This window comes from Mucilaginibacter tolerans (assembly GCF_030519375.1).
Classification (GTDB): domain Bacteria; phylum Bacteroidota; class Bacteroidia; order Sphingobacteriales; family Sphingobacteriaceae; genus Mucilaginibacter.
On the sequence record NZ_JAUMKB010000013.1, the window covers coordinates 45234 to 59194 of the forward strand.

The following is a 13961-nucleotide window of genomic DNA, read 5'->3' on the forward strand; positions in this document are numbered from 1 at the left end:
GAATTACAGTTTATATAATTTTGATTTTTATAATTTTCAGGTCCTTATTGTCGGAGCTTTCTCCGTAAAGTAATTCGTACTCGCCGGGGGCAACTTTAACTACCGCGTCTGCCGGGTCAAAAAACTCGAAGGTTTTTGCCGGAAGGTCTATCTTAACCAGCTCCTTCGCTCCGGATGATAGCGGTATTCTTTTGAACGCACGCAACGTTTTCAAAGGTGAATCCGGATCATTCAATTTCCGGACATATACCTGCAGCACTTCTGTTCCGTCACGTTTCCCTGTATTTGCAACCGGGACCGTGAGCTGTATGCCTTCTGTGTTAACTATCTGTGTTTTGCTTGCTGTAGCATCGCCAACATTAAACGTAGTGTAGCTTAACCCAAACCCGAAGGGGAACAAAGGGTCTGATGTCATATAACGATAGGTGCGCCCCTTCATGGCGTACTCGCTAAAATCAGGAAGTTGCTGCACGTTTTTGTAGAAGGTAACCGGTAAATGTCCCGCCGGGTTATAGTCGCCGAAAATTACATCAGCAACGGCTTGCCCGCCTGCCTCACCGCTATACCATGCCTGCAAAATAGCGTCGCAGTTTTGTGTTTCAGGAACCATGGCAACTGCTGAGCCCGAGCAATTTACGAACACAACTTTTTTACCAGCCTTCTTCAATGCCTCTATACAACTGCGTTGCACGGCAGGTAATTCAATGTCAGTGCGGTCGCCGCCTTTAAAACCAGGCAATGAGATGGGCATTTCTTCGCCTTCTAAGCGCGGCGATATACCACCTACAAATACAACTACATCCGCATCCTTTACCTTGTCAACTAACTTGTCAAAAGTTGCAGGGACTTCCTTGCCGAAAGTAAAACCAAAACTGGCCGCCCAGTTATTTAATTGCTTGTACTGCACTTCTATTTTGTATGATTTACCGGCGTCAACATGTAATGGGTAACGTCTGGGTATTGATCTCCAACTGCCTGTCCTCAAAACTGATTGCCCATCAACAAAGAGCTCGGCAGAACCGGTGGCCTCCAGCTTGAACACGATATCATCGCTGACAGTTGGGGTATATGTAGTTTCATATTTGGCCGAAAAATTCTCGATATTAACGCCCTGGGTAAATTGGTGGGCACCTAATGTTGTAAGTGCAATGGCCCCGGATAATTGCTCAGTAGTTACCGCAGGGCCTTCGAAATTCCGGTTGTTCCAATAAGTGGCACGTAAGCCTGGTTTACCGTCAATTGAAGATTGATCAAACGCATTTAAAGTGATTTTGTCTTCCGTTAAATCACAGGCCTGATCATAAATAATCTGTCCCGGGTTCAATTTACCCTTAATGCCATCCAAAATGTTTATGGTGCTTGGTGGCGTACCATTATAATTACCCCAAAGCATTTGCGAGTTATCGGCGTTGGGGCCTATAACTGCAATTTTTTGTAGAGTTTTGCTTAGCGGCAAGATGTCATTTTTATTTTGCAGAAGTGTCATCGTTTCACGGCCCATCTGGAGAGCAAGCTTTTGATGCGCTTCAGAGTTAACAACTGACATTGGAATTTTAGCCCAGGGTACAAGTTCATCTTTGTCCATCTCTCCAAGTTCAAAGCGCTGGGTCATCAGGCGTATAACACTTGTATTGATGTCCTTTTCCTTAATTAAACCGTGTGCTACCGCATCCGGTATTTTATCGAATGCATATCCAACGCATTCCACATCGGTACCTGAAAGTACCGCTTTTGCTGAAGCATGACTGGCATCTGATGATGAGTAGTGACTGTGGTAAAAATCTGTTATCGCGCCACAGTCAGAAACTACAAGGTATTTAAACCCCCATTCATTGCGTAAAATTTGTCCTAGCAAACGGCTATTGCCGCAGCAGGGCTCATCATCCAGCCTTTGGTAGGCGCACATCACTTCTCTTACATCCGCCTGCTGTACTAAAGCTTTAAAGGCAGGAAGATAGGTTTCCCAAAGATCGCGTGGTTCAACATCGGTAATGTTGAGCTGATGACGGGTTGACTCTGGTCCGGAATGTACCGCAAAGTGCTTGGCGCAAGCCAGCAATTTACGATATTTGGCGTTGGCAGGCCCCTGCAAACCACGTACTACCTGTATACCCATGCGCGAGGTTAGATACGGGTCCTCGCCGTATGTTTCTTGCCCACGGCCCCACCGTGGGTCGCGGAAAATATTCACATTAGGCGTCCAGACAGACAGGTCATGAAAACGCTGGCTTTCCCCTTGTTTTTTATATTCATTATTTTTAGCACGAGCCTCATCAGACACGGCATCAAAAACAGTAAAAACAAGCTGATCATCAAACGAGGCAGCCATACCTACCGGTTCAGGAAAAACCGAGACCGGACCCTGGTTCGCATAGCCATGTAATGCCTCGCTCCACCAATTAAATTTTTTTATGCCCAATCTCGGAATCGCGTCCGAAACATCCTTCATTAGGGTCACCTTTTCTTTAAGTGTCAGCCTCGATACCAAGTCTTTTGCTCTTACTGCCGAGGGTAAATTAGGGTTTTGGTATGGTAGTATTTGCGCCGAGACACATAGACCGCATACCATAAATACAGAAGCAAGTAAATTTTTCTTCAGGTTCATGTTGTATACTATAATTGGTGATTTAGTTCGCAGATAATTGAAAAAAGCCGACTTAACAGAAGAACAAATGCTCTGCCAACAATTGTTCAATTAATTTCTTCCAAAACTATTTTGAAAATGGAACTTGATGTGTCACAAATGTTGAATAAATCAACACTTTGGTTGAAATATGCTGCATTTTTAGTCGTACGGATGTCTTAATTAGGCAATCAATTTTAAAAAGCCCGAAATAATTGAACAATTTTAATATCCATGTTACATCTACTGCCGGCAATAAAACAAGTGAACTGTTAGCAGCCGAGTGACCCCTATTTAGTCTACAATACGTACTGGCTTCAAGGCAAGGTTAGGCTACGAAAGTTTATTAATTTTTATTTACGCAATCGATTGCTTTTTTTAAATTTATGTTTAGATTTACGTTGTGAAGCTTCTGCTAAACGATTAGCCGGAAGTAATACCAATATAAACCCCTCGTTTTCGAAAACTAAATTATTAGCATAATTATCTTCCGATAAGAGGAATGACTATACAATTTTTAAAAAAAGTAATGGCATCTGGCACGTTAAATTACCCACGACCACTCAGGCGAGCTACGGTTACACGACTGTTTTTCATGGTATTAATGGTATCATTCGGTATTACCACCGAGTGCCGTGGCCAGACAATACGATTTACTGTACTGACTTCCCGCGACGGTCTGCTCTCGAATACTGTTAATGCGATCATCAAAGATCATTGCGGATTTTTATGGTTTGCAACAGCAGACGGCCTTGACAGATTTGACGGTATAGAACATAAAACATACCGTTTTGATCCGGCAGATAAATCAGGCTATAGCTCTAAGGAAGTTACAAGCATGTACGAGGACGGCACAGGGCAACTTTGGGTTGGTACGATGGGCGGCGGATTGTTTTTTTTCGACCGTTCTCACGACCAGTTTCAAACTTACCCGGAGAGTTCCGCTTATAAATATCTCACAAGCAGCTATATTAAAACCATCTATGGTGATAAACATGGCCGGCTTTGGATTGGGACGCTGGCAGGTTTGTGCGTACTCGACCCTAAGACAAAAAGGGAAGTATTTTATGCGCCCGGCGAACACAAACCCGGACAGCTCCAGTCAGGTATTATATTATCTATTTTCAGGGATAGCCAACAACGAATGTGGATTGGAACAGATAAAGGTCTGCGTCTTTATAATGAGAAATCAAACAGTTTCATTTCCTTCCGGCATGAAGACAATAACTCTTCAAGCATCCCAAATGACGGCGTCAATACCATAGCCGAATGCCAAAACCGACTGTGGATAGGCACTAACGATGGACTTAGCAGCCTGTCGCCGGATCTAAAGACCTTCCGAAATTTTAAGTATAGCGCCAACGATAATAATACACTCAGCGGCAACCTTATTTATAGTATAGCTGCAAGCGGTGATGATATTTGGGTAGGTACTGAGGGTGGACTAAATATTGTAGATCCGATGTCAGGAAAGGTAAAGCGCTATGATCATGACGACAGGAATAAATTCAGCGTAAGCAGCAAATCTATCCGCTGCATTTATAATGATCCCGAAGGCATTTATTGGATTGGCACCTATCAGGGGGGAGTGGATAAGTATGACAAAAACCTTACCTTATTTAACTCAAAGCAAAATAATGCCTACGACCCAGCCGGGCTAAACGCACCATTCGTTTCGTCGTTCGCAGAGAACAAGGACGGCGATATATACGTAGGCACGGACGGTGGGGGCCTGAATCTTTTTCATATAAAAAGCGGTTTATTCAGCCATATTGCCATCAAGACGAAAGAAAAAAATAATTCGGCTGGTCTTCCGATACTAAGTATGATGCTTGACCGAAACCAGCAGCTTTGGATTGGCACTTTCCAATATGGCCTATTTATTTATAACACGAAAACAGGCCAGTGTAAACAATTAAATGCAGGAAAAGATATTTCCCACATAAATCAGAACGAAATTTTCTGCTTTAAAGAGGATAGCAAGGGGAAAATTTGGATCGGCACCAATGGCGGCGGAGTAAATGTGTTTGATCCTAATACAAAAACATTTTTGAAATACGTACCGGCCCCGGTTTCTGCCGGTGAAAGACAGTTGCCTGTAAATGGTTTCATCAGGGCTATTGAAGAGGACCATGAGGGAAACATATGGATCGGCACCTATGGTGGTGGAATAGCAGTTTTAAACCCTACAAGCCAAAAGTTTCGGTTATACAATAATAAAAATACCGGAATGGCGATCGATCGCGCATTTTCACTCCTGGAAGACCGTAGTGGCAATATGTGGATTGGCACTCCCGGCAATGGGTTATTTTGCTTTAATTCCAGCCAAAAAAAATTAGTTAATTATTCCTCGTCAGAAAATCTACCAGACGGAGTAGTGCATAAGCTGCTGGAAGATAATAGTGGAAATATTTGGTTAAGTACCGGTAAAGGAATATGCAAATTTAACCCGGCGTCAAAAAAATTCACTCAGTATTCCACTTGCAATGGTCTGCAAAATGATGCATTTATCGATGGATCTGGCCTCCGGTCAACCAAAGGCCTGCTTTTTTTCGGTGGGGCTGAGGGCTTTAATTATATAGACCCACAGCAGGAAGTAAAACGAAATGGCAACGTTCCTCCCGTATTCCTTACCGCCCTAAAAGTAAACAATACCGTTGTAAAGGCGGGCAATCGTTCGGCACTTAAACAAGATATTTCGGTAGCTAAGCAGATCGACCTAGATTATAAGCAAAATTTCTCAATCAGCTATTCTGCAATTAATTTTACGCTTCCCCAGCAGAACAAATACGCCTACATCCTTAAATCGTTTAATAAAAATTGGAATTATGTAGGTTCAGCGACAACAGCGTATTATACGAATCTAGATCCTGGCGAATACCTGTTTATGGTGCGGGCTTGTAACAACGATGGAATATGGAACAACTCCGGGACACAAATCCGCATCATAATTCATCCGCCGATATGGATGACGTGGTACGCCTACTTGTTTTATTCGCTGATAGCCGTGGGTGCACTGCTGCTCATCCGTTATAGGGGTATTAAGAAATTGAAAGCCAAGCTTGCACTGGAACAGGAAAGAAGGGAGGCGGAACAGCTACATGAGCTTGATATGCTTAAAATTAAATTTCTTACCAACCTGAGTCATGAATTCCGAACCCCAATTTCGCTTATCATGGCCCCTGCAGACAAGCTACTAGCAGAGCATAAAGACGAGCAGACAACGAGCCAATTGGCAGTAATACGTCGAAATGCCCGGCGGCTATTGAATTTGGTAAACCAACTTTTAGATTTCAGGAAATTAGAGGAACAAGAATTAAGGCTTAGCCTGGCAGAAGGTGAGATAATTTCGTTTATCTGCGGCGTCATAGATTCCTTTCATGACTTGTCAGAGTCGCGAAACATTGCCCTTGAATTTAACGCACCACAGGAGAAATCGTTCGTACGCTTTGATCACGACAAAGTGGAGCGTATTTTATTTAACCTCCTTTCCAATGCTTTCAAATTTACATTACCCGGAGGGGTGGTTTCTGTAGATATCGCTCAACATCCTACCTCCAGCGCCGATAAAATTGTGCTGGAATTTAAAGTAAGTGATACTGGTATCGGTATTGATCCGGATAGAAAACACTTAATATTCAAACGGTTTTATCAAACAGGGGATGCCGTTGTCGGAAATGTAAACCCGGGAAGCGGAATCGGTCTATCAATCACGAAAGAATTCGTTGAAATGCATGATGGCAGCATTTCGGTTGAAAGTGAAATTGGGAAAGGCACCGTTTTCACGGTGTTACTTCCTCTTGAGATTTTTGCTGATAATTCGATCAAAGTTCTCCTGCCAGCCAAAACACCTGTTAAGGAAAAAGATACCTATTTAAAAAGAAATAATAACCCGGTTGTTACGGAAATACCTGTACTGCTTATTGTGGAAGATAACGATGAGTTCCGCTATTACATAAAGGATAATTTAAAAACCCAATATAAAATTGTTGAGGCATCGAACGGTGAAGAAGGTTGGGATAAAGCGCTCTCATGCCACCCCGATTTAATCATTAGCGATATAACCATGCCACATATGAATGGCATAACGCTGAGTAGAAAAATCAAAGCGGATAAACGTACCAGCCACATTCCATTTATAATGCTTACCGCCCGCACGCGCGAAGATGAACAGCTATTAGGACTTGAATCGGGTGCAAACGATTATCTGACAAAACCCTTTAATTTCGAGATTTTAAATGTCAAAATCAAAAATTTATTACAACTTAACACCGCGCTCAAGAATACCTACAGCAAGCAATTAAAAGTTGTCCACCCTGACGTAGAGGTTGAATCGAGCAGGGAAAAATTCTTAATCAAGGTGATCAACTACATAGATAACAACTTAAATAATCCAAAATTTTCTGTTGTTGATCTGAGTCAACATTTGTCTATGAGCCGGGGAGCCCTTTACACAAAAATATTTGAGCTTACAGGTCTTCCTCCCGTTGAGTTTATCAGATCGTATAAGCTCGACCGGGCCGCGATATTGCTTCTGAAGAGTGATCTTACCGTTTCACAAATAGCTTACGAAGCAGGTTTCGCCACGCCTCACTACTTTTCCCGTTCGTTTAAAGATAAATTTAATATGCTCCCTTCCGAATACAGAAAGATGGAAAAAAACAGTGTAGTGGCATAAGAGGTATTGTAGGGGATGTGTTTAATTCGTTATTAGACAGGTAACCTGATCTGCGCGAATGAAAGCATGGGAAATGTGTGGGAGAGCTGGTTGTTTTAAATAGCCGCTATACTTTTTCTGAAATGCACTGTCTTTACTTTGGGCAGACGCAGTTTATTCGAAACTTATCCAGTCAACTTCCACATCGCCACCGCCTTTTAATCGTACAACGAGGTTTTTAACGCCGGTCGGTGGCGATAAGATTGCTTTTTTAACTACGCTCCAATTATTCCTCTTGGGTATATTTATTTCCCCTATAATTTTCCCCGGTGCGTCTTCAGCACTTATTAATAAAGTCCCTCCGGTAGCGGAACGGGCATTGATATCAATGTGCCTTATTGTTTTTTTGCCAAAAAATACGCTGTTGTATTTTACCCATGAATCCGCTTTATTGAAAATGGTTTTCCAGCCCTTGAATTTGTTTAGCGTGTCGAGAAACGCTATCTCTACGCCATCCGCACTTTTGGCACTAAACCTGTCGATCTTTATTTTTTTTGATGCATTGGATAACCCAACCCCTCGGAAGGTGGGAATAACCTTGCGAATAGTACCGTTTTCATTAAAAAACAAACTATCGGCCCTTACCGCCCGGTTTTTATCAAAGTTTGGCGATAAGTCATCATTATGATAAAATAAGTACCATTGATTTTTGAACTCGATGACCGACTGATGATTTGTCCAGCAGCCCGAAGCGGATTCGTCCATAAGCACCCCGGCGTATTTAAAAGGTCCCAACGGACTATCTGACATTGCGTATTCAAGCCGTTCTATTTTATCAGCCACGTGCGGATAGGTCATATAGTAAATACCTTTCCGTTCGAACAAGTAAGGTCCTTCTTTTAAGCCTTTATCAGGAAAGCCCTCAAGTTTTACCGGTTCGGAGGCCAGCTCGAGCATATTTGCTTTAAGTTTTGCGCCGTACAGGTTTCCCTGGGCCCAGTAGATATATGCCTGCCCATCCTTATCAATTTGCACATTCGGATCTATACCATGAATGCCTTCTATCGGGAATGGTTGGGGAACAAAAGGTCCGTGCGGTTCATCAGCTATTGCAACACCGACTGAAAACCCCCTCGTGCCGCCTGCTTTTGCGATGGTTGGGAAATAGAAATAATATTTTCCGGCCCGCTCAATACAATCGGGTGCCCACATGCTATAGGCTGCCGAGTCGACCCATGGCACCTTGTTTTGGCTTACAATTACACCGTGGTCGGTCCAATCTGTTAGGTTAGATGATGAAAATACATGATAGTCCTGCATACAAAACCATCCAACCTTGCCGTGTCCGGGCCTTGCCAGGATATCATGTGAGGGATAGAGATATACCTTGCCATTGAAAACGCGCGCCGATGGGTCGGCGGTGAACTGGGTCATTATTAAGGGATTTTGTGCCATTGAATAATGGACACATAAGATCGAGCCCATTAACATCAGGTATTGTTTAAAATATTTCATCTTTTTAATTGTTCTTAGGCTATTTATCAGGAAAAATCGGCAAACTATGATCTGCCGTTTGAAACCGGCGATGGCGCAAGGTAAAATGATTGCCAGGTTTATAATAACACTGATCAATTCAATTGCAACACTGGCGTCTACAAATAGGTATATAACGACGCTTTTACTTGTTTAGAGAGAATGGCAGCTTTAAATGAGGACCTTAAAGTATTAATGGTGCGATGATATGTTATTGATTAGCCGGAAAAAATCGAAGTCGGCATAGCCTCCTGTAGCTTTGGTGGCATAATTAAAAAGGCCAAACCGATAGCCCATAAAGTGCGGGAGTGTGTAAGCCATTTGTAGCATTGAGCCGATCGGTACCCAATTGCTTCCGTCAAGGCTGTAATAAAAATATGCTTTGTCGGTCCGGTCTTTAAAATCACACACTGCCTTTAAATATACCAGCTTTCGGGTCAACGGAATACTTGCTGACGTTACCGGTAAGGTGCCCTGTGCGTTTACCATAACGATAAACTTATTGCCATTCTCAACTTTCACGCCCACCCATCCAAATTTTTGTTGTAGCAATGCAAGGCCGGCGTGGTCGCCTTCTTTAAGCCCAGATACATCGATGGCTGTAATGGCTGAGCATTCCGGACCGAAAGTGCGTTGCGTAAGTATATTTCTGGCTGCCACTAAAGTTGTATCGAGTCGTCCTGTAATTAACCTAAGGTATCCTCTACGCTGTCTGACGGACCATAATTGCTTGACAGGGTTATGGTTCCATTGCCAAACCAGGGGTAAATCACGATCCCCGGGCTTGCGGCTAAAATCATCCGAAGAAACAATACCCGGCATCAGTGATTTGTTTGCCGGTAATGCGATAGAATCGGGGGCTTGATGATCTATGCCCAATATAGGCCAACCATCTTCCCACTTTACCGGAACCAGATAAGGCACACGCCCTACGGAACCAAAATCGCGAAAAAGATAGGCAAACCATTGGTCATTTGGTGTATTTATCAAGCCCCCCTGGGCTACGCCTTTGTCCTGTAAGGCCAGTCGGCCTTCGTAAGGTCCTGTAATATTATCTGCACGATGAATAAGGACACTTCGCATTCCGCCACGTGGCCATGAGATATTGAAAAGATAATATTTCCCATTGATTTTGAACATCTGGGAGCCCTCTGCCGGTAATCCTAAATTCGGCCCTGCAACCAAACTGGCGTTCTCAATCAAAACCCGCGGCTTTGTGTCGGTATCTATTCCTGAGAGGTCATTCTTCAATTGAGCTAACATTATCCGCCCGCTCCCATAAATCATATAGACCTTGCCATCATCATCAAAAAACAATGAATGATCGTGCAGACTTGGTTTAAAGGATAAAGCCTTCCAGGGGCCTTTTTCAATATCACGGGTGGTATAAATGTAAGTTTTGCCGGTATTGCCCGCAAATGTAGATACATAGTAAATGCCATTATGGTAACGCAGGCTGCTTGCCCACGAACCTTTTCCATAGCTGCTTTGACCATTATTTAAGTTCAAGTCATCGGTATCATCTAAAATATCATATGCGTAGCTCACAATTTTCCAATTAACGAGATCCTTAGATTTCATTATTGGCACACCCGGACTCATATGCATGGTAGTGCTACTCATATAATAAGTATCACCTACCCTGATTATTGACATATCCGGCACATCTGCATAAATAATCGGATTATGAGCCGTCTGTGCAAAGGATCGAAGTATCGACAAACACAAAAACGTAATTCCAAAAACAAGTTTGTTTAAAATTCTCATAAGCTTTTTCTGTTGTTGAGATAGTTTAGCCCCCTGCCGATAAAAGCGAGGGTATCAGCAAATAATGAATATTTGCTGATACCCTCGCTTAATACGTGTAAAGTTTAAGGTCGTCTTAAATAGCACTTCCGTAGTTATTGGGTATCAATTTGCAGCAGGGTGATCGAATATTTTGGGAAGTTATATGAAAAGTTTTTCTTAAATGTTTTATAAGATAATACGATCGGTTTAATTTTATCGGGTTCAGTTATCGTGTTCGTATCTTCCGGTTTATCGGCTTTCATAACAACTATTTTTCCGCTACTTTTTACCGATGGTACTCCTTGTATATCTAACGTTACGTCCTTTGCAGCATCACCTGCATTAACAACTTTAACGTACAATCTGCCGGTTTTTGAATCGCGGGTGGTTACATAAAACAAGGAAGGGTAAGTTTTCGGGGTAACTTTATTTAAACTATCCTTATGATTCAACTTTTGCACTTGAACAGGGATGCCCTCGCCAATCATATTAACGACCTTATCACCATGGTAATTGCTAAACATTTGCTGTGCGTAATACGACGGTGACCCATAGCTGGTTAAGGTATTATAGCCTATTAAATCCGATTCCCATTGCATACCGCCAGGGTTAACGTTTACAAACAATGGCGCCGAGCACGACATAACTACGATATCCGAATTTCGTTCCATTCCCGTCATCCAGGCAGCATCACCAAGTGCCGAGTTGAAATTTGGTGTTGGCTTGCCTTCCCGGGTTGCCCACTCGCCAACAAATATCTTTGGTCCGTTTCTATCGTAGTTGTCATAATGATAGGCATCGCTTTCCATCTCGAACGCATTTCTATAATAATGTTCATCAATTATATCAGGAACGCGTTTGGTAAGTGGAAATCGCTGACCCAAAAAGTCTTTACCGCCAGTGGTTGAAATGATTTGCAGCGTTGGATATTTACTACGGATCGCATCATAGAACTGAGCAAACCTTCCGTCGTAGCTGCCAGACATATCAAAGCCGTCTTCATTTCCAATTTCAACATAGTGTAAGGGAAAAGGAGCGGGGTGCCCATCGCGGGCGCGTAGTTTCCCGTATCTGGTAGTGGTGTCGCCTGTTACATACTCTATTTCCTCCAGCGCATCATCAACATAAGGTTTCAGGAATGGACCGGCTTCCACGAAGTCACGATTTAATGTATACCCCGCAAAAACGGCAAGTAATGGTTCCATTTTTAAATCCTCGCACCATTTTAGATATTCCAGTAATCCCATTCCGTCAGATGATCGGTACCCCCAGGTGCCCTGGTGGCCGGGTCTGTTGTCAATTGGTCCTAACGTGTTTTTCCAATTATACCTGGTGGAAAACATGTTACCTTCTAGATAATTACCGCCGGGCAATCTTAAAAACTTAGGGCTCATTGAAGCCAGCAGTTGCATAATATCGCGCCTGTTGCCATTAGGGGTATTCAGGTAGGTGGGCGGGAACAAAGAGACAAGTGTGAACCAATAGCTTCCCTTGACTGAAGGTCTGATAACGAAACGCGTATCCGCAGTCGACGTAACGGATGCAGTGGAGGTAAGGTTAAAGGTGAACTTTTTCCAATTGCCGCTAACACCGGCGATGTTTGCTGTTGCAAAGGTGGTTTTGCCGTCGGTCGATTCGATACTTACGGTGATCGGCCCCGGGTTATTGCCATCGGTCATGGCATAAAAACTGCCTCTATAATTAGTAGCGGGAAAAACAGGTATTCCCCAAAATCCATCGTTTGCCAATCCTGTATTTTTGCCTTCTGTAGCCAGGTTAAATCTTAGGCACTCAGTTAAAGCTTCATTTACCGGATGCTTATTATCTAATACTATGGCGGATGAGTCAGTTACATTCTTTACTAAACTCCAATGATCAGGATTCTTGTAATTATCTTTAAAAATACGGTTGCGTATTAATTCGGCATAAATTCCGCCATCATAAGAGTAATTGATTTCTTCAGTCATCAGTCCGTATAATACAGGGCTCAGTGCAGTTACGGATTGGTCTAACCGAAGCGTTAATTTTGTAGCCTGTTGTGCTGAGGCGAAATTTCCGGTAAACATGGCATATATTAAAACAGCATATAAGAAAGTAGTTATTGATTTTAGCATTGGTATAATTTGGGTTTTTTTTTGATACAATAAAGGTGTTGAATTAATATGAGTGACACAAGCGTTTTAATCTTTGAACAATAATGGCGCAAGTTCTTTTAGACTACGACGCCAGGTTAGAAACTCATGCGCCGTATTGGCGGAAACGAAGGACACAGCATTATAACCGGCATCTTTTAATGCGGCAACAGCATCATTCACTCTTGTAGGGTTTTCCTTGCTGCCACAACTTATAAAAATGAGTTTTGCATTAGGTTTGTCTTTCAGTTCAGCAGGGGTATAAACTCCTCCGCTCAGCAAGGCGAAATAGGCAAATTCTTCTGGCTTTGCAAGTGTAATTAAATGCGTTTCCATACCCCCCATTGAGAGGCCGGCCATTGCGCGGTGCGCCTTGTCTGCAATGGTTTGGAAATTGGCATCCACATAAGGCACTAATTCATCTGTCAATACGGTTTCAAATGCATCTATCTTGAAATTCCTTAAACCACCAGGTTTTATATCATTGGTCATGCCATAGGTCATCACGATGATGAACGGTTTTATCTTGCCTTCCGCAATTAGGTTATCCATTATCAAATTGGCATGCCCCTGATTACTCCAGGCGGTTTCATCTTCGCCCCAGCCGTGCTGCAGGTACAGCACAGGATATTTTTTTGATTTGTTTTTTCCATAATCCCCAGGGGTGTATACGAATGCTCTACGTTGGGTATTCGTGCTCTTTGAAGGAAATAAGATCTGCTGGACATTTCCATGCGGAACATCCTTTAAGGCATAAAAATCCTGGTCGTGAGCTGGTATCTCGATACCGCTTTCCCAACGGGTTGAACCGTAATAATTCAATGTGCCCGGGTCATTAAATACCCCTCCATCAACTATCAAATGATAGTAATGGAAGCCTTCATCCATTGGGCCTTCTGTTGTGCCCGTAAAATATCCGCCGGTGTCTTTGGTAAGTTTAGTACCTCCTCTTCCACCCAGGCCTAAGGTAACCCGTATGCTGTCCGCTTTAGGTGCTTTTATGCGAAAACGTACATAGCCTTGCGAATTTACCCGGGGATAATCCTGCCCGGGCTGGTTAAGGGTAGACGCCTGGAAATCTTCTTTGATCTTTTCAGTGCTTGTCTGTGCCTCGCAAAGGCTAACCGCCAGTGTGGCAGCTAGTGCAATAGTTAAAGATTTTAAATTCATTTTTTGATAGTATAAGTGTCAATGATCATTGCATTGTCCTGATTGTAATTCCTCTCAA

6 protein-coding genes are annotated in these 13961 nt (G+C 42.9%); 1 reads left to right on the forward strand and 5 read right to left on the reverse strand.

What is annotated here, in order from left to right; translation table 11 throughout:
• Positions 1-10: 10 nt before the first annotated feature.
• Positions 11-2605 carry a xylan 1,4-beta-xylosidase gene (gene xyl3A / locus Q3A68_RS17425; protein WP_302902396.1) on the reverse strand — a complete coding sequence of 865 codons (2595 nt, stop codon included), beginning with the start codon at positions 2603-2605 and terminating at the stop codon, positions 11-13.
• Between the two features lie 520 nt (positions 2606-3125).
• Between xyl3A and Q3A68_RS17430 the strand changes: the two genes are divergently transcribed.
• On the forward strand, positions 3126-7301 hold the full coding sequence (locus tag Q3A68_RS17430; RefSeq protein ID WP_302902397.1) for a hybrid sensor histidine kinase/response regulator transcription factor: 4176 nt from the start codon (positions 3126-3128) through the stop codon (positions 7299-7301).
• A 153-nt stretch (positions 7302-7454) separates the two neighbouring features.
• Here the strand turns inward: Q3A68_RS17430 and Q3A68_RS17435 are convergent, their stop codons facing one another.
• From Q3A68_RS17435 to Q3A68_RS17450, 4 genes are all read right to left on the reverse strand, one after another.
• The gene (locus Q3A68_RS17435; RefSeq protein WP_302902398.1) at positions 7455-8795 is read right to left on the reverse strand and encodes a family 43 glycosylhydrolase; all 1341 of its coding nucleotides are present in this window, start codon (positions 8793-8795) and stop codon (positions 7455-7457) included.
• A 210-nt stretch (positions 8796-9005) separates the two neighbouring features.
• Positions 9006-10580, reverse strand: a complete 1575-nt coding sequence (locus Q3A68_RS17440) for a glycoside hydrolase family 43 protein (RefSeq protein WP_302902399.1) — start codon at positions 10578-10580, stop codon at positions 9006-9008.
• Positions 10581-10714: 134 nt separating this feature from the next.
• Positions 10715-12715: an alpha-L-arabinofuranosidase C-terminal domain-containing protein gene (locus Q3A68_RS17445; protein ID WP_302902400.1), complete on the reverse strand. Its 2001-nt coding sequence runs from the start codon at positions 12713-12715 to the stop codon at positions 10715-10717.
• 66 nt (positions 12716-12781) lie between these two features.
• Positions 12782-13903, reverse strand: a complete 1122-nt coding sequence (locus Q3A68_RS17450) for an alpha/beta hydrolase-fold protein (RefSeq protein WP_302902401.1) — start codon at positions 13901-13903, stop codon at positions 12782-12784.
• Positions 13904-13961 lie beyond the last annotated feature (58 nt).